We start from the raw sequence: 16,975 nt of genomic DNA on the forward strand, positions 1-16,975 counted from the left end.
CAGGAGACTTCATGAGAATCGTTGAAATCCGGGAAAAGACCGTTCCCATCAGCTCGCCCATCCGCAACGCCTACATCGACTTCAGCAAGATGACCCTGAGCCTGGTGGCCGTCATCACCGACGTCATCCGCGACGGCAGGCCGGTCGTGGGCTACGGCTTCAATTCCAACGGCCGCTACGGCCAGGGCATGTTGATGCGCGAGCGCTTCATCCCGCGCATCCTGGAAGCCGAGCCGGACTCCCTGGTCGACGACAGCGGCGCCAACCTGGACCCGCACAAGATCTGGAAGACCATGTTCATCAACGAGAAGCCGGGCGGCCATGGCGAGCGTTCGGTGGCCATCGGCACGATGGACATGGCGATCTGGGACGCGGTCGCCAAGATCGCCGGCAAGCCGCTGTTCCAGTTGCTGGCCGAGCGCTACGGCAACGGCACGCCCAACCGCAAGGTTTTCGTCTACGCCGCCGGCGGCTACTACTATCCCGGCCAGGACCACGAGAAGCTGAAGGACGAGATGCGCAGCTATCTCGACCGCGGCTACACGGTGGTGAAGAAGAAGATCGGCGGCGCCTCGCTGGACGAGGACCTGCGCCGCATCGATTCCATCCTCAGCGTGTTGCAGGACGGCCAGCGCCTGTGCGTGGACGCCAACGGCCGTTTCGACCTGGACACCGCCATCGCCTACGCCAAGGCGCTGTCGCAATACGACCTGTTCTGGTACGAGGAAGCCGGCGATCCGCTGGATTTCGAATTGCAGGCCACGCTGCGCAACTACTACGACAAGCCCATGGCCACCGGCGAGAACCTGTTCTCCATGCAGGATGCCCGCAACCTGATCCGCTACGGCGGCATGCGCGCGGACCGCGACTGGCTGCAATTCGACTGCGCGCTGAGCTACGGCTTGGTGGAGTACCTGCGCACCCTGGACATGCTGCACCAGCACGGCTGGTCGCCCAGCCGCTGCATCCCGCACGGCGGCCACCAGATGTCGCTGAACATCGCCGCCGGCCTGGGCCTGGGCGGAAACGAGTCCTATCCGGACCTGTTCCAGCCGTATGGTGGCTTCCCCGACGGCGTGAAGGTGGAGAACAGCTACATCACCATGCCGGACCTGCCCGGCATCGGCTTCGAGGGCAAGGCGGACCTGATCAAGGAAATGCGCGCGCTGTCGGATTGACCGGGCAGGGCGGCGCCCTCAGCCGCGGCCGGGCGCCGCGCCGCCCAGGATGATGCGGTCGATGGCCTGGGCCAGCCCGTCCTTGTCGTTGGACGCCGTCACGCAGCGCGCCTGGGCGCGCACCGCGGGATCGGCATGGCCCATGGCGATGGACAGGCCGGCGCGCTTGAACATGGGAACGTCGTTGTCGCCGTCGCCGATGGCGGCGGTGGCCGTCAGGGGCACGCCCACCTGGCGGGCCAGGGCCGACAGCGCGTCGCCCTTGTTGGCGCGCGCATGGGTGATGTCCAGGTAGTAGGTCTGCGAGCGCAGCGCCAGCGCATGGGGCGCGATGCGGGCGTTCAACGCCTGCTCCAGGCGTCCCAGCAGGGCGGGATCGGAACTGGCGGCGACGATCTTGTCGATGCGGTCCGCCCAGGGCGAGAAATCGTCCACCACCACGCCGTCGTAGCCCAGGGTCTTTCTTTCCAGCGGCACGTACTCGCCGGCCGGGTCGCGCAGCAGCCACTGGTCGTCCGCGAAGACCCAGGTTTCCACCGGCTCGCGCAGCAGCAGGTCCAGCGCGATGCGGGCGTCGCGGCCGGTCAGGCGCGTCGACTCCAGGATCTCGCCGCGCGCGCCGACGATGGCGCCGCCGTTGAAGGCGGCCGTCGGCACCGTGATGTTCAGCGCCTGGATCAGCGGCAGCATGCCGCGCGGCGGCCGCGCGCTGACCAGCGTGAAGCGCACGCCGGCCGCGCGCAGGCGGTCCACCGCCGCGATGGTGGCCGGCGCCAGGCTCTTGTCCATGCGCAGCAGGGTGCCGTCCACGTCGGACACCAGCAGGGCGATGCCGGAGGCGTTCACCGGCTTGTCGGCCGCCACCCCCGCCCGCACGCGCACCCGCGCGGTGGCGCCGCCGTCCTCGCCCGCGGCGTTGGCCTTCCCGGGCGCGCCGTCGTCTACTTCAGGCTGTGCCATGAGCGTCCGTCCCGGGCCAGCAGGTCGCCGGCGGCCTTGGGGCCGTCGCTGCCGGCGGCATAGGGCTCGACGTGGGGATAGTCGCGGAAGGCCTCCTGGAAGGGGTGCACCGCGCGCCAGCCGTTCTCGATGTTGTCGGCCCGCTGGAACAGCGTCTGGTCGCCCGTCATGCAGTCGTAGAGCAGGGTCTCGTAGCCGGTCGACGGCCGCATGGTGAAGAAGTCGGCGTAGGCGAAGCCCATCTCCACGTTGTCGATGGTCAGCGAGGTGCCGGGACGCTTGGCCTGGAAGTCGAACCACATGCCCTCGTCCGGCTGGATCTGGATGATGAGGTAGTTGGGCCGCAGCTCGTCGACCTGGGTATCGCGGAAGGGCGACATCGGCGCCGGCTTGAAGCAGATCGCGATCTGCGTATTGCGCACGCTCATGCGCTTGCCGGTGCGCAGGTAGAAGGGCACGCCGGCCCAGCGCCAGTTGTCGACCCACAGCTTGAGCGCCACGTAGGTCTCGGTGGTGCTGTCCGGGGCCACGCGGTTTTCCTCGCGGTAGCCGTTCAGGTGCTTGCCGTCGACGTCGGCGGCGGTGTACTGCCCGCGCACGGAATTGCGCAGCGCCTCGTCCGGCGCCTGCGGCCGGATGGCGGCGACCACCTTGGCTTTTTCGCTGCGCACCGAATCGGCGTCGAAGGCCGCGGGCGGCTCCATCGCCACCATGGCCAGCAACTGGAACAGGTGGTTGGGCACCATGTCGCGCAGCGCGCCGGTGATCTCGTAGAAGTTGCCGCGGGTTTCCACGCCCACGGTTTCCGCCGCGGTGATCTGCACGTGATCGACGTAGTGGTTGTTCCAGAACGCCTCGAACAGCCCGTTGGCGAAGCGGCTGACCAGGATGTTCTGCACCGTTTCCTTGCCCAGGTAATGGTCGATGCGATAGATCTGCTTCTCCTCCATCACGGAGAGAATGCGGGCGTTAAGGTCCTGGGCGGTCTGCAGGTCCGAGCCGAACGGCTTCTCGATGATCACGCGGCGGAACTGGTCCTCGCCTTCCTTCAGCAGGCCCGCGTCGGCCAGGCGCTGCACCACGTCGCAGAAAAAGCGCGGCGCCGTGGCCAGGTAGAAGATCGCGTTATGCGTGCCCGATTCCTCGATGCGCCTGGCGATCTGCCGGTACGTTTCCTCGTCCAGGAAATCGCCTTCGAGATAGGAGATCCGGGGCGCCAGGCGATCCCAGAGCTGCGGGTCGAAGCCGTCGCCGTCCGGCCCGCCTTCCTTGGCCTTGGGACGGTTCTCGCGCATGAAGTCCGCCAGCCGGTTGCGGTAGTCCTCGTCGCTGACCGTGTTGTGGTCGACCCCGATCACCCGCAGCGCGTCGCCCAGCAGGCCGTCGCGCGTCAGGTTGTAGAGCGAGGGCACCAGCAGGCGCTTGACGAGATCGCCGTGCGCGCCGAACAGGAACAGCGCGACGGGCGGCGCTTTCTCGGTGCGCGAGGGCTTGGGTTTCCTTGCTGCCATTATTTCTTTTCCTCCACGTGGCCGCCGAAGCCGAAGCGCATAGCGGACAGGATCTTGTCGGCGAACGTCGCGTCCTGGCGCGAGCGGAAGCGCGCGAACAGGGACGTGGCCAGCACGGGCGCCGGCACCGCCTGCTCGACCGCCGCGTCCACCGTCCAGCGGCCTTCGCCGCTGTCGGCGACTTCGCCGGAAAAACCGTTGAGCTTCGCATCCCTGGCCAGGGCGATCGCGGTCAGGTCCAGCAGCCAGGACGACACCACGCTGCCGCGCCGCCATACCTCGGCGACGTCGGCCACGTTGATGTCCAGGCGCTGGTCCTCGGGCAACTGGTCGGAATTCTTGGTCTTGAGGATGTCGAAGCCTTCGGCGTAGGCCTGCATCAGCCCGTACTCGATGCCGTTGTGCACCATCTTCACGAAGTGGCCGGCGCCCGCCGGCCCGGCATGGATGTAGCCGCGCTCCGGCCGGTCGTCGCGGCCGTCGCGGCCGGGCGTGCGCTCGATATCGCCCAGGCCCGGGGCCAGGCAGGCGAACAGGGGGTCGAGGTGGCGCACCACCTTGTCCTCGCCGCCTATCATCATGCAATAGCCGCGTTCCAGGCCCCAGATGCCGCCGGACGTGCCGACGTCGACGTATTCGAGTTGCTTGGCCTTCAAGGCCCTGGCGCGGCGCATGTCGTCCTTGTACATGGTGTTGCCGCCGTCGATGATGATGTCGCCGGGTTCGAGCAGGCCGGCCAGCGTGTCGACCATGTGCTCGGTCACGGCGCCGGCCGGCAGCATGACCCAGATGGCGCGCGGCTTGGCCAATTGCGCCACCAGCTTCTCCACGCTGTCCACGCCCACCGCGCCTTCGTCCTGCAAGGCCTTGACCTTGTCCAGGCTGCGGTTGTAGACCACCACGTCATGCTTGTCGCGCATCAGGCGGCGCGCGATATTCGCGCCCATGCGGCCGAGTCCTATCAGTCCGAGTTGCATCGCCATTCTCCTGTCTGGACGGTATGGGCTGCGGCGGCCGCGGACGGCGGCCGCCGCGCGGTGGAAATCATCGTGCCTGCAAGGCGCGGGTGGCGGCCTCCAGCAATCGCGCCAGGCCGGCCTCGACGCGGCCGCCCGCGATGTGCACGCGCAGGTAGCGGCGGCCGCGTTCGGCCAGCACCTGGAGGTCGCCGATGGCCTGCGCCGCCTGCACGGTGCCGAAGCTGATCTTGCGGCCCGGGATGGGCAGGTCGTGGGCGGGATCGGCGGTGATCTGCAGGAAGACGCCGCTGTTCGGGCCGCCCTTGTAGGCCTGCCCGGTCGAATGCAGGAAGCGCGGGCCGAAGCCGCCCACCGTGGCGACGCGGCGCTGGTCGCGGATCAGCGTGCGCAGCGCGGTCAAGGCCCGCTCGTGCGCCGGGTTGCGGGCGATGTAGGCCAGCACCGCGGCGTAGTCGCCGGCGCGCAGGCGCGCCAGGTGCGCGCCCAGGGCGCCTTCCAGCGTGCCGTCGGCGCGCAGCGCGGCGTCGCCGTACAGCGTCAGGTCGCCGTCGGTCAGCAGGGCGGTTTCCGGCGCCAGCTTGCCGGTCTTCTCATAGGCGTCGGTCAGGGCGCGCGTCTTGACCTTGCTGGCCTCGACGTCGGGCTGGTCGAAGGGATCGATGCCGATCACCGCGCCGGCCACGGCGGTGGCCACTTCCCAGCGGAAGAATTCCTGGCCGATGGCGCCGGCGCGCGGCAGCGTGATGCGCACCACCGGGTGGCCGGCATCGGCCAGGGCCTGCACCGGCGCGTCCAGTCGGCGGTCGTCGCCTTCGCGGTAGAGGTACACGAAGACGCGGTCCTGGCCGTAGTCGCCGGGCTTGCCGATGGGTTCGAGATCCACCGGCACGATGCCCTTGCCATGCTTGCCGGTCGATTCCGCCACCAGTTGTTCCAGCCAGGAACCCACGCTGGCCAGCGCGGGCGAGGCGAACACCGTCAGCTTGTCGCGGCCGGACACGGCGGCCGCGCCCAGGATGGCGCCCAGCCGCACGCCGGGGTTGGCGGCCGGCGGCGCCGAGGGGCCGCAGGCGCGCACCATGGGCTGGGTTTCCCGCATGAAGGCCGCGACGTCGTGTCCCAGCACGCCCAGGGGCACCAGGCCGAACACGGAAAGCACCGAATAGCGCCCGCCGATCTGCGGATCGCCATGGAAGATGGCGCGATAGCCGGCCTCCTTGGCGGCCGCTTCCAGCTTGGAGCCGGGATCGGTGACGGCGACGAAATGGCGGCCGGCCTGGTCCTCGCCCACCGCCTTCACGGTGGCGGCGTGGAAATAGGCGTTGAGGATTTCCGGCTCCAGGGTCGAACCGGATTTGCTGGCGACGATGAACAGCGTGCGGGCGAGGTCGACGGACTGCTCGACCGCGCCGATTTCATCGGGGTTGGTGGAGTCCAGCGCATGCAGCTTCAGGCCCTTGCCCGCGGTCCCCAGCGTCTGCGCCAGCACTTCCGGTCCCAGGCTGGAGCCGCCCATGCCCAACAGCACGGCATGGGTATAGCCGTCGGCCTGCACCGCCCGCGCCAGCTCGGCGATGGCGGCCGGGTCGGCCTGGCGGCCCTGGCCGGCGGCCAGCCAGCCCACCCATTTGCCTTCGGGGCCGCCGGTCCACATGCTGGCGTCGCCCTGCCACAGGCGGCGCGACCAGCCTTCGGCGCGCGCGCGCTCCAGGGCCTTGCCGGCGGCGTCTTCCAGCGCCTCGGGCAGGTGATAGGCCACGCCGTTCAGGCGATCGCCCAGGAAGGCGTTGCGCTTGCCCGCCACCGAACCCAGCAGGGCGTCGAAGGCGTCGGAGAACTGGCGCGCGCCGTCGTCCACCAGTTCGGCGGTGACCTGGTCCAGGCGCAGGCCCAGGCGCCGGGTTTCGTCCAGCACGTGCTGCGCGCCGGCCACGTCCTGCGTCAGCGAGGCGCTCACGGCGCCGCCATGGCGGAAGGCGTCCATGGTGGCCGAGGGCATGGTGTTGACGGTGTCCGGGCCGATCAGCGTGTCCACGTACAGCGTGGCCGGGTAGGCCGGGTTCTTGGTGCCGGTGGACGCCCACAGCAGGCGCTGCGGGTGCGCGCCGCGCTCGGCCAGCGCCTTCCAGCGCGGGCTGGCGATCAGTTGCTGGTAGTCCCGGTACGCCAGCTTGGCGTTGGCGATGGCCACCTTGCCCTGCAGCGCCTTCAGCGCGCCGGCCTCGGCGTCGCCGGCGGCCAGGCGGTCGGCGATGGCCTTGTCGATGCGCGTGTCGATGCGGCTGACGAAGAAGCTGGCGACGCTGGCCAGGCGGCGGATATCGCCGCCCGTCCGGACCCGCTCCTCCAGCCCCTGGACATAGGCCTCGGCCACCTGCGCATAGGCCTCGCGCGAGAACAGCAGGGTGACGTTGACGTTGATGCCCTCGGCGATCAACTGGCGGATGGCGGGCACGCCCTGCGCCGTGCCGGGCACCTTGATCATCAGGTTGGGGCGGTCGACCGCCCGCCACAGGCGGCGCGCCTCGGCCAGCGTGCCTTCCGTGTCGTAGGCCAGATAGGGCGAGACTTCGAGGCTGACGTAGCCGTCCTTGCCGTCGAGCCTGTCGTAGACCGGGCGCAGGACGTCGGCGGCGGCCTGGATGTCCTGCACCGCCAGGTGCTCGTAGACCGCGCCGGCGTCGGCGTCGGCCTGGGCCAGGAATTCGTTCATGGCGCCGTCGTAGGCGCTGCCGTGGCCGATGGCCTTCTCGAAAATGGACGGATTGGAGGTGACGCCGGTCAGGCTGTCCTCGGCCACCAGCTTGGCCAGGCCGCCGTTCGCGATGAAGTCCCGGCTGAGGAAATCGAGCCAGATGGCCTGGCCGGCCTGGGCCAGTTGGCGCAGTTTGTTGTTGCTGTCGTTGCTCATTGAATGCTCCCGTGCTTCTTGGCCTGTTCGCGCGCCGCGCGAACCACATTTTCCATCGTGAAGCCGAATTTGGCTTGCAACTTCGCGAATGGCGCCGAGGCGCCGAAGGTGTGCATCACGATCTTATCGCCAGTCGCGCCCACGTAGCGGTCCCAGCCCAGCGGTCCGGCCTGTTCCACGGCGACGCGGCCGGCGACCGAGGGCGGCAGCACGCTGTCGCGGTAGGCGGCGTCCTGCTCCTCGAACAGGTCCCAACTGGGCATGGAGACCACCCGCGCGGCGATGCCTTCGCCGCTCAGTTGTTCATAGGCTTGCAGGCACAGCGCCACTTCGCTGCCGCTGGCCATCAGGATGACGTCGGGCGAGCGCGGCGCGCAATCGGCCAGCACGTAGGCGCCGCGCGCCGCGCCGCTGGCCGGGGCGTATTTCTCGCGGTCCAGCGTGGGCAGCGGCTGGCGCGACAGCACCAGGCAGGTGGGGCGGTGCCGCTGCCGCAAGGCGATCCGCCATGCCTCGGCCGTTTCGTTGGCGTCGCAGGGGCGCAGCACGTGCATGCTGGGTATCCCCCGCAACTGCGTCATCTGCTCGATGGGCTGGTGGGTGGGGCCGTCCTCGCCCAGGCCGATGGAGTCATGGGTGAAGACGAAGACCACCGGCAGCTCCATCAGCGCCGCCAGCCGCATCGGCGGCTTCATGTAGTCGCTGAAGATCAGGAAGGTGGCGGTGTAGGGGCGCAGGCCGCACAGCGCCATGCCGTTGGCGATGGCGCCCATGGCGTGCTCGCGCACCCCGAAGTGCATATTGCGGCCGCCCGGCGTGGCGGCCTGCAGGCTGCCCGCGCCCTCGAAGGTCAGCAGGGTCTTGGTGGAAGGGGCCAGGTCGGCGGCGCCGCCCATGAGCCACGGGATGCGTTTGGCGCAGGCGTTGAGCACCTGGCCGCCGCTGTCGCGGGTGGCCTTGCCCTTGGGGTCGGTGGGGAAGACGGGAATGTCCTTGTCCCAGTCCGCGGGCAGCGCGCCTTCCAGCAGGACGCGCAGTTCGGCGGCCAGCGCCGGCTCCAGCGCCTTCAGCTTGCCCTGCCATTGCCCCCAGGCGCCGTCCACGCGCCGGTCCATGGCGTCGCGCAGGCGGTGCCGCACCTCGTCCGGCACCCGGAACTTGGCGTCCTCGGGCCAGCCGTAGGCCCGCTTGGCCAGGCGCACTTCCTCCTCGCCCAGGGCCTCGCCGTGCGCGGCCGCGGTGTTGTGCTTGTTGGGCGCGCCGTAGCCGATGACGCTGTCGACCACGATCAGGGTGGGACGGTCGTCGGTGGCCTGGAAGTGCTCGATGGCGCGCGCGAAGGCCTCGGTGTCGTTGGCGTCGGCGACGTGCACGGTATTCCAGCCGTAGGCGGCGAAGCGCGCGGCGACGTTTTCCGTGAAGGCGAGCTCGGTGTGGCCTTCGATGCTGATGGTGTTGTTGTCGTAGATCCAGCAGAGATTGCCCAGCTTCTGGTGTCCGGCCAGCGACGCGGCCTCGCCGGAGACGCCTTCCATCATGTCGCCGTCGCCGCAGATGACGTAGACGTTGTAGTCGAACAGCGTGTGGCCGCCCTGGTTGTAGCGGCTGGCGAGGTGGCGCTGGGCCAGCGCCATGCCGACGCTGTTGGCGCAGCCCTGGCCCAGCGGACCGGTGGTGGTCTCGACGCCGGTGGTCAGGCCGTATTCCGGGTGGCCGGGCGTCTTGGAGTCGAGCTGGCGGAACTGCTTGATGTCGTCCAGGCTGACGGCCGGCTGGCCGGTCGGCTTGTCGTCGCGGTCCAGCTCGACCACGCCGGCCAGGTGCAGCAGCCCGTACAGCAGCATGGAGGCATGGCCGGCGGACAGCACGAAGCGGTCGCGGTTGGGCCAGTCGGGATGCGCCGGGTCGTAGCGCAGGTAGCGGCTCCACAGCGTGTAGCCCACCGGCGCCAGGGCCATGGGCGTGCCGGGGTGGCCGGAATTGGCCTTTTGCACGGCGTCCATCGCCAGCGTGCGCAAGGTGTCGATCGCCAGTTGGTCCAGCGGATCGGAAGCGGAGGAGGGGGAGGTGTTCATCGGAGCTCTCTCGGGATGCCGGTGGGAATCGCCGCGGCGCGCTCACTGCGGACGAGGGGCGGCGGCGGGGGCGCGCGCCGTGCTGGATGACCATGCAACCCGGCTAGTTGAATCGCACGTCATTGCAGCGACGTGAACCGCATATGGCAGCAAGCCGCATGCCGGTGGGCGCCTGTTCGCCGGCTCCTTATTTCCCGGAGGATTTTCGGGGGGGTGATTTCTTCGAGACCGGTTTTTTCGGCAAGGGTTCCTTTTTCGGCAAGGGTTCCTTCAAGGGCGCCTTCGATGCCGCCTTCCTCGATGCCGCCGTCCGCGATGCCGGTTTCCCCGGCGCCGGTTTCCCGGCCGCGGCCTTGCTCTCCGCGGGCTTGCCGGCCTCGCTCGCGGGCACGGGATTCCCCGCGGCGCTGCGCCGTTTCGTGTTCCAGGCGAAGGCGCCGCCTTCCAGGCCGGCGTCGTTCGAGCCGATCGACACGTGCTTGTCCAGCTTCAGGTCCACGCGCGCGGAATTGCCGCCGCCCAGGTGGATGCGGTCCGGGCGCAGCAGGATGTCCATCAGTTCCAGCGCGCGCGCCAGCCGCCGGTTCCAGCGCTTGCGGCCGATTTTCTTGCGTTCGGCGTCGCCCAGGTATTCGTCGTAAGTCTTGTTCTTATGGATGGGATGATGGGCGATTTCCATGTGCGGCATCAGTTCGCCGTCGCGGTACAGGCCGGTGCCGATGCCCGTGCCCAGCGTCATCACCAGCTCCAGGCCGTGGCCGGAGATCAGCGCCAGGCCTTGCAGGTCGGCGTCGTTGAGCAGCTTGACGGGCTTGCCGCCCAGCATTTTGGATACCGCGCCGGCGAGGTCGTAGCCCGTCCATTCGGGGCTGTCCAGGTGGGCCGCGGTGTAGACGCGGCCATTGCGGACGACGCCGGGGAAGCCGATGGCGATGCGGTCGTATTCGGGCAGGGGCGCCACCATTGCGCGCAGCTTTTCCAGCAGCAGCGCCGGCGGGCAGGGATGCGGCGTGGGAATGCGCACGCGGTCCGCTCGCATGTGGCCGCGATCGTCGATGACAGTGGCCTTCAGGCCGGTTCCACCGATGTCGATCGCGAGAATGCCGGGCTTCATGTGCAAGGTCCTCCTGGTCCGCCGCGCGTCCCGCCTGATGCGGGACAGCTCCGCGGTACGGTACACCAAGCGGCCGTTACATGGGTATCCACCGGCAACCTTGCGGGGGGCTGAGAGCGCGTGTCCTCGCCCCCTCCACGGGCCGCGCCGCCCGTCAGCCTTGCGGCGTCGTCACGCGCACGGCCAGCTTGCCGCCCAGGTAAAGGGCGGCGACGTCGACGCTGCCCGGGCCCACGTCGAAGGGCTTGGCCACGGCGCCCGTGGTCACCACGTCGCCGCGCTTGAGCGTGATGCCGTGGTAGCTGGCGCGCTCGAACAGGAAGCGCAGCGCCTGCACCGGATCGATCGCGTCGTCGCCGCTGAGGCCGCGGCCGACGGCGCGGCCGTCGGCCTGTTCTTCCACGGTCTTCACCACGCGGTCGATGTGCGCCGGATCGATGCGCTCGCCCAGGATATGGGCGCCGAAGCCGACGTTGTCGCCGACGAAGCTGGGCCAGCCCACCGCCCGGCGGTCGACGAAACGCGACTGCACCAGTTCGAAGGCCACGTGGGTCGAGGCCACCGCGCCCATGGCGTCGGCCGGCGCCGTGCCCGGCGCGATATCGCGGCCCAGGACGAAGGCGATCTCGAATTCCACGGTGACGGGCGCGGCACAAGGCAGCCGCACGGTCGAGCCGGGCGGATGGAAGCGCTCGGCGAACAGCCGGCCCACCAGGGGCCGTTCCAGGTTGCCGGCCGCCATGGCGGCCACGCTGCCCACGCCCAGCTTCCAGCCCTTGGGCGTCTCGCCCAGCGCCTCGGCGTAGGCGGCCTGCACCGCATAGCCTTCCATCAGCGTGTTGGGGCGCACGTCGGCGGGCAATTCTGTCAGTTGGCGGCCTTCGCGGTCGGCTTTCACCAGCAGGCTGGCCGCGGCGCGCGGATCGAATGGTTGTGACATGGTGGCTACTCCTCGGTTTGGCGCCGCGCGGCGAGCGCGGCCGGATATCGGTGAAATCGCTGGCGTCGGCGCGCCGCCCCGGTGCGGGACCGGGCGGCGGGGCGGGAATGGGGCGGCGTCATGTCGGACTCCGGTCAAAGCAGTTTGGGCAGGGAGGCGGCCAGCATGGCGATGCCCGAGGCGGTCAGGGTGCCCAGCACCATGCGCCGGAACACCGCGTCGCTGATGCCCACGTAGACCCGTCCGCCCACCAGGGACGCGATGAGCACGATGGGCGCGACCGCGGCGAAGTCGGGCAGCATGTCGCGCGTCACCACGCCGGTGGCGCAGTAGGTGACCATGGTGACCGTCAGCATGGTCAGGTTGAAGTTCTGGATGACGCCGCGCTGCGTATCCCGGTCGAAGCCTCGCAGCGTGCACCACAGGGTGGGAATGACGCCGGAAAAGCCGCCGATGGCGCCCATGGCGCCGCCGACGATGCCGATGCAGCCGTCGGCGCCGCGGCCGCCCGCCGCCAGCCGCGGCAGGCGCGGCGCGACCAGCATGATGGGACACCATACCGCCAGCAGGACGCCCAGGAAAGCCTTGAACAGCACGGGATCCAGGTGCGGCAGGACGCGCAGGCCCAGCGGCAGCCCCGCCAGCCCGCCCAGCACGAAGGGCAGGACGTTGTGCCAGTTCGCCCGCCGCCGCACGGTGAACGCCGCCAGCACCTGCCCGAGCCAGCCGCCGAATACCGCCAGCGTCGCCGCCAGGAGCGGATCCAGCACCCAGGCCCAGAAGGACAGGGAGACCAGGCTGAAGCCGAAGCCGGTCAGGCCTTGCAGAAACCCGGCGCAGGCCGCGCCGGCGATCATGATGGGGAAGGTGTTCATGCTATAGCCCGGCGCTGCCACGGGGGTTGCAGCGGTCCTGCCATGCGCCGGTTTGCGTACTCATGCGAGGGTGCTTCCCCTGTCATCGGGCCCTGGTCTGGGCGTGAAGACCGGATTCTGACAAATTTCCGGCGCCCTGGCTTGTTGCACTGCGGCGTCAGGGATTACCAACAGGCGGCGCGCAAGGGCGGGGTTGCGGCGGCAAATGAACGGTAAATGAAGTTGATATGCAATATCATCATGCTTTGCTTTTTCCCTTGCTTCCCTTTTTTGCCGCTCTCTTCCTCATGAAAGACTCCTCCGCCGCGCTTCCGGCCGCCAATCCCGCGCTGCGCAAGTCCGCCGCCAATGCCCACGGCCGCCGGGGCGTCTTCCTCAAGTGGCTGCGCAAGACGCATAGCTGGATCGGCCTGTGGGGCGCGCTGCTGGGTTTCCTGTTCGGCCTGACCGGCTTCTTCCAGGACCATCGGGCCGTGATGAAGATCGACGTCGGCGCCCAGCAGGTTTCCACGCTGCACCTGGACCTGCCGTCGCCGCCGCCGGCGGACCCGGCGCAGTTGAATGCGTGGCTGCAACAGGCATTGAAGCTGCCGCGCCCGGCCGAGCGCGTGCAGCGCGAGCAGGCGCATCCGGTGGCGTGGGGCGACCGCAGCGCGATCCAGCCCGAACGCTGGCAGTTGAACTTCCGGACGCCCAACTACATGGCGCAGGCCGAATACTGGGTCGGCGCCAGCCAGGTCAGCGTGCGCCGCGTCGATGCCGGCATCATGGGCGTCCTGGAGAACCTGCACCGCGCCAACGGCGTCGGCGCGGCCTGGGTGCTGATCGCCGACACCATCGCCGGCGGCATGATGCTGCTGTCGCTGACCGGCGTGTTGCTGTGGGTGGGCCTGAACAAGCGCCGCGCGGTCGGCGCCGCCATCTTCGGCGTGTCCATCGTGGCGACCCTGATCGTGGTGAACGCGACGCTAAGCTGACGCGGCGCGCAGGCGCCACAAGGACGTCACCTCGCGCGAGCGCGCGGCATGCAGCGCATCCCCGGCGTCTCGCGCCTTGCCGTGGCGCGGCCGCGCGTCCAGCCGGCCGGCGACTTCCAGGCCGGCGGCGGCAATCCATTCCAGCAGCGTTTCTCGGCGGCGCAGGCGCAGGTGCTCGGCCAGGTCCGACACGATCAGCCATCCCTCGCCGCCCGGCGCCAGGTGTGCCGCCAGGCCGTCCAGGAAGCCGCGCAGCATGCGGCTGTCCGGATCGTAGACCGCATATTCGATGGGCGCGCCGGGCTTGGCCGGCACCCAGGGCGGATTGCAGACCACCAGGGGCGCGCGGCCGGCGGGAAACAGGTCCGCCTGTTCGACGTGCACCCGCTCCGCGCAGCCCAGGCGCGCCAGGTTCTCGCGGGCGCAGGCCAGGGCGCGCGCGTCCTGGTCCGTCGCCACCACGCGCGCCACGCCACGGCGCGCCAGCACGGCGGCGATCACGCCGGTGCCGGTGCCGACGTCGAAGGCCAGGCCATGGTCGGCGGGCAAGGGCGCCTGCGCCACCAGGTCCAGGTATTCGCCGCGCACCGGCGAATACACGCCGTACCAGGGATGGATGCGCGCGCCGCCCAGCGCGGCCACGGGGAGGCCCTGTTCGCGCCACTGCCAGGCGCCGATCAGGCCCAGCAGTTCGCGCAGCGAGGCGACGTAGGGTTGCGTGGCCGGCCCGTGCGCCTGCTCGCAGGCCTCCCGCACGTCCGGCGCCCGCCGCAGCGGCAGCACGTGGCCGGCCTCGAAGGGCAGCAGGATCATGCCCAGCAGGCGCGCCCGCTGGGCCCGCGCCTGGCGGTGCAGGTGGAAGGCATGGGGGAAAGCGTCCAGCGGGTCGGCCGGCTTGCCCTTGGGCTTGCTCTTTTTATCCAGGCGCCGCGTCAGCGCCTGCATCAGTTGCCGCGCATTCTGGAAATCGCCGCGCCACAACAGCGCGGTCCCTTCGTTGACCTGCCGGTACGCGGCGTCGGCGGTCATCGTGTCGTCGGCCACGACCACCCGGCGCGGCGGCGGGCTGCCGCTTTCGGAGCGCCAGGCGGCTTGTCGTTCCTGCCCCTGCTCGATCCAATGCAGGGTGGCGGGCTCGGCCGGGGGACTGGCGGTCATGGAAACTCCGGAAAGGGGTGGGGAAACGCGGCGATCGGCGCGGCCGCCCGCCATCTTAGCCCGTCCTCCGGACTTTCCCGGCGGGGCGCCGTGCGCTCCCCCGGCCGACTTCAGGCAATCGATCAAGCAGTTGATATAGCTGTATGATTTGTAAAGGTTTTGTTCCTTTGGGACGGAAGCGCACAGAGTCTCGTAGAATTTCGGCGCGCGACCGGTTTCCGGCCCTGTTGCAGCGCCGCAACTCGCCACCCGCCCCGCAAACCCGCCCAGCAATTTAGCCGTAGCTGACAGGTTCCTGCATGTCAAAATGTCGCCAGCGGCGCGCTGGCGCCGCTTGTTGCCGCGGCAGGCGTTTTGCCCTGGCGGCGCGGCGGCGGAAAAGGTCCTCACGCCGCGCGGGGACCGTTTTCTTGCCCAGGGGCGGGCCGGCGGCAAATTTGCATTGCTCTTACTTCACGCTTATATAACGAGACTCGCTTTGAAGCTCCTGCCTTACGCTGTTGGTACGCTCGCCGGCGCCTTCCTGGCCGCCAGCCTGGCCTTCACCGCGCCCGCGCGCGCGGCCCAGCCCGATCCCATCTTCGTCCTGAATTCGCTCGACGCCTCGGTCAGCGTGCTGGAACCGGGCACCTACAAGGAACTGCGCCGCATCCCCACCGGCAAGGAGCCGCATCACCTGTATTTCTCGCCGGACCAGAAATCGCTCATCGTCGCCAACGCCACCAGCGATTCGCTGACGCTGATCGACCCGCGCACGGCCCAGGTGCAGCGCACGCTGACCGGCATCGTCGACCCGTACCAACTGCGTTTCTCGCCGAACATGAAGTACTTCGTGACGGCCGCCAATCGCCTGAACCACGTCGACATCTATGCCTACGTGCCGCAGGCCACGGGCTTCGACCTCAAGCTGCTCAAGCGGGTCGAGACCGGCAAGACGCCCAGCCACATCGGCATCGACAGCAAGAGCACGACCACCTACGTGTCGATGCAGGACAGCGACGAGGTCTACGCCATCGACCTGGCCACGCAGAAAGTGAAATGGGTCCTGCCGGTGGGCAAGACCCCGGCCGACGTCTACATCGTGCCCGGCGACAAGGTCATGCTGGTGGCCCTGACCGGCGATTCCTACGTCGAGGCCTATGACATCTCCCAGTCGCCGGCCAAGCTCATCACCCGCATCAAGACCAACAAGGGCGCCCACGCCTTCCGCATCCAGGGCGACGGCCGCCACATCTTCGTCAGCAACCGCGCCGCCAACACCATCAGCCGCATCGACATGCAGACGCTGCAGGCGGTCGACGAGTATCCCGCGCCCGGCGGCCCGGACTGCATGGACGTCCTCGCCGGCGGCAAGACGCTGCTGGTGACGTCGCGCTGGATCCGCAAGCTGACGGTGATCGATCTGGAAAAGAAGGCCGTGGTCCACCAGACCAATGTGGGACGCTCGCCGCACGGCGTGTGGACGCTGGATCATGTCTCGATGCAATAGGGCCGCCGCCATCGCCCTCCTGGGCGCGGCCGCCTGCCAGGCGGCCGCGGCAGCGCCCGCGCCGGCCGCGTGCGCCAAGCCGGTCTACCTGACCTTCGACACCGGCCATATGGGCGTGGCGCCGCTGGTGGCGCAGGTGCTGGAAAAGCACGGCGTGCACGCCACCTTCTTCCTTGCCAACGAACGCACGCTCACCGGCGGATCGTCGCTCGACGACCAGTGGGCGCCGTGGTGGAAGGCGCGCGCGGCCGCCGGCGACGTCTTCGGCTCGCACACCTACGACCACGTCTACTGGCTCAAGGACCTGCCCGGCGGCAAGTTCCTGGTGCGGCCCGGCTTCGGCCCCCATGCGGGCAAGGAAGAAATCTTCACCGCGGCGCAGTATTGCGACGCGCTCGATGCCTCGGCCAGGCGTTTCCAGGCGATGACCGGCGCGCGCATGGCGCCGCTGTTCCGCGCGCCGGGCGGGCATACCTCGCCGGCGCTGCTGAAGGCCGCGCAGGCCTGCGGCTACCATCACGTCGGCTGGTCGCCCAGCGGCTTCCTGGGCGACGAACTGCCCAGCGACAAATATCCCAACCGGCGCCTGCTGGAGCAGGCGCTGCAAGACATCCGCCCCGGCGACGTCCTGATGGCCCACCTGGGCATCTGGTCGCGCCAGGATCCCTGGGCGCCGGCGGTGCTGGAGCCCCTTATCGCCGGCCTGCAGGCCAAGGGTTACTGTTTCGAGACCCTGGCCCGGCATCCCCGGTACGGCCAGTGGGCAGCGGTTGACCGGCAGGCGCCGGCGCCGCGCTGACGCGCAGA

The 16,975-nt window shown here is 69.4% G+C and carries 12 protein-coding genes and 1 pseudogene; 4 read left to right on the forward strand and 9 right to left on the reverse strand.

Translation table 11 applies throughout. The features are described 5' to 3' along the window. Positions 1 to 11: 11 nt before the first annotated feature. Entirely contained in the window at positions 12 to 1,178 is a 1,167-nt protein-coding gene (locus tag CAL29_RS04780; RefSeq protein ID WP_094851806.1) for a mandelate racemase/muconate lactonizing enzyme family protein, read from the forward strand. 18 nt (positions 1,179 to 1,196) lie between these two features. Here CAL29_RS04780 and CAL29_RS04785 read toward each other — a convergent pair whose 3' ends face one another. The 8 genes and pseudogenes from CAL29_RS04785 to CAL29_RS04820 all read right to left on the reverse strand — a co-directional run bounded on the left by CAL29_RS04785 (position 1,197) and on the right by CAL29_RS04820 (position 12,544). Beyond that, the gene (locus CAL29_RS04785) at positions 1,197 to 2,138 is read right to left on the reverse strand and encodes a Cof-type HAD-IIB family hydrolase (protein WP_094851807.1); all 942 of its coding nucleotides are present in this window, start codon (positions 2,136 to 2,138) and stop codon (positions 1,197 to 1,199) included. Beyond that, positions 2,120 to 3,649 (reverse strand): glucose-6-phosphate dehydrogenase, encoded by a 1,530-nt coding sequence (gene zwf, locus CAL29_RS04790; RefSeq protein WP_094851808.1) that lies wholly within the window; start codon positions 3,647 to 3,649, stop codon positions 2,120 to 2,122. Before zwf ends, CAL29_RS04785 begins: the two co-directional genes overlap by 19 nt. Continuing rightward, positions 3,649 to 4,647, reverse strand: a pseudogene (gene gnd, locus CAL29_RS04795) (phosphogluconate dehydrogenase (NAD(+)-dependent, decarboxylating)); the annotation flags it as partial. The gene zwf and the pseudogene gnd, both read right to left, overlap by 1 nt. A 46-nt stretch (positions 4,648 to 4,693) precedes the next feature. Continuing rightward, positions 4,694 to 7,540, reverse strand: coding sequence for a bifunctional transaldolase/phosoglucose isomerase (locus tag CAL29_RS04800; RefSeq protein ID WP_094851810.1), 2,847 nt, complete (start codon positions 7,538 to 7,540; stop codon positions 4,694 to 4,696). Beyond that, positions 7,537 to 9,615: a transketolase gene (gene tkt / locus CAL29_RS04805; protein ID WP_094851811.1), complete on the reverse strand. Its 2,079-nt coding sequence runs from the start codon at positions 9,613 to 9,615 to the stop codon at positions 7,537 to 7,539. The genes CAL29_RS04800 and tkt overlap by 4 nt, the downstream gene beginning before the upstream one ends. A 187-nt stretch (positions 9,616 to 9,802) precedes the next feature. Then, on the reverse strand, positions 9,803 to 10,729 hold the full coding sequence (locus tag CAL29_RS04810; protein WP_094851812.1) for an ROK family protein: 927 nt from the start codon (positions 10,727 to 10,729) through the stop codon (positions 9,803 to 9,805). A gap of 154 nt (positions 10,730 to 10,883) precedes the next feature. Then, positions 10,884 to 11,669: a 2-keto-4-pentenoate hydratase gene (locus CAL29_RS04815; RefSeq protein ID WP_094851813.1), complete on the reverse strand. Its 786-nt coding sequence runs from the start codon at positions 11,667 to 11,669 to the stop codon at positions 10,884 to 10,886. 134 nt (positions 11,670 to 11,803) lie between these two features. Further along, complete coding sequence (locus CAL29_RS04820; RefSeq protein ID WP_094851814.1) at positions 11,804 to 12,544, reverse strand: sulfite exporter TauE/SafE family protein; 741 nt, start codon at positions 12,542 to 12,544, stop codon at positions 11,804 to 11,806. A 287-nt stretch (positions 12,545 to 12,831) separates the two neighbouring features. On the opposite strand from CAL29_RS04820, the gene CAL29_RS04825 reads away from it, so the two are divergent. Next, a complete protein-coding gene (locus CAL29_RS04825; RefSeq protein WP_094852721.1) occupies positions 12,832 to 13,521 on the forward strand; it encodes a PepSY-associated TM helix domain-containing protein in 690 nt (229 codons plus the stop codon). Here the strand turns inward: CAL29_RS04825 and CAL29_RS04830 are convergent. Then, on the reverse strand, positions 13,513 to 14,679 hold the full coding sequence (locus CAL29_RS04830) for a methyltransferase (protein ID WP_094851815.1): 1,167 nt from the start codon (positions 14,677 to 14,679) through the stop codon (positions 13,513 to 13,515). The two genes, CAL29_RS04825 and CAL29_RS04830, sit on opposite strands and share 9 nt — an antisense overlap. Before the next feature lie 523 nt (positions 14,680 to 15,202). Here CAL29_RS04830 and CAL29_RS04835 point away from each other — a divergent pair. Continuing rightward, positions 15,203 to 16,168, forward strand: coding sequence for a YVTN family beta-propeller repeat protein (locus CAL29_RS04835; protein ID WP_373559716.1), 966 nt, complete (start codon positions 15,203 to 15,205; stop codon positions 16,166 to 16,168). Beyond that, entirely contained in the window at positions 16,152 to 16,967 is an 816-nt protein-coding gene (locus CAL29_RS04840) for a polysaccharide deacetylase family protein (protein WP_094851816.1), read from the forward strand. Before CAL29_RS04835 ends, CAL29_RS04840 begins: the two co-directional genes overlap by 17 nt. The last annotated feature ends 8 nt before the right edge of the window (positions 16,968 to 16,975 follow it).

Source organism: Bordetella genomosp. 10 (genome assembly GCF_002261225.1).
GTDB lineage: Bacteria > Pseudomonadota > Gammaproteobacteria > Burkholderiales > Burkholderiaceae_B > Bordetella_C.

Excerpts from the sequence above, each read along its gene's own strand:
- CAL29_RS04785 (WP_094851807.1), bottom strand. The coding sequence starts at position 2,138 with ATGGCACAGCCTGAAGTAGACGACGGCGCGCCCGGGAAGGCCAACGCC.
- CAL29_RS04840 (WP_094851816.1), top strand. The coding sequence starts at position 16,152 with ATGTCTCGATGCAATAGGGCCGCCGCCATCGCCCTCCTGGGCGCGGCC.
- CAL29_RS04820 (WP_094851814.1), bottom strand. The coding sequence starts at position 12,544 with ATGAACACCTTCCCCATCATGATCGCCGGCGCGGCCTGCGCCGGGTTT.
- CAL29_RS04825 (WP_094852721.1), top strand. The coding sequence starts at position 12,832 with ATGAAAGACTCCTCCGCCGCGCTTCCGGCCGCCAATCCCGCGCTGCGC.
- CAL29_RS04810 (WP_094851812.1), bottom strand. The coding sequence starts at position 10,729 with ATGAAGCCCGGCATTCTCGCGATCGACATCGGTGGAACCGGCCTGAAG.
- tkt (WP_094851811.1), bottom strand. The coding sequence starts at position 9,615 with ATGAACACCTCCCCCTCCTCCGCTTCCGATCCGCTGGACCAACTGGCG.
- CAL29_RS04815 (WP_094851813.1), bottom strand. The coding sequence starts at position 11,669 with ATGTCACAACCATTCGATCCGCGCGCCGCGGCCAGCCTGCTGGTGAAA.
- CAL29_RS04830 (WP_094851815.1), bottom strand. The coding sequence starts at position 14,679 with ATGACCGCCAGTCCCCCGGCCGAGCCCGCCACCCTGCATTGGATCGAG.
- zwf (WP_094851808.1), bottom strand. The coding sequence starts at position 3,649 with ATGGCAGCAAGGAAACCCAAGCCCTCGCGCACCGAGAAAGCGCCGCCC.
- CAL29_RS04800 (WP_094851810.1), bottom strand. The coding sequence starts at position 7,540 with ATGAGCAACGACAGCAACAACAAACTGCGCCAACTGGCCCAGGCCGGC.
- CAL29_RS04780 (WP_094851806.1), top strand. The coding sequence starts at position 12 with ATGAGAATCGTTGAAATCCGGGAAAAGACCGTTCCCATCAGCTCGCCC.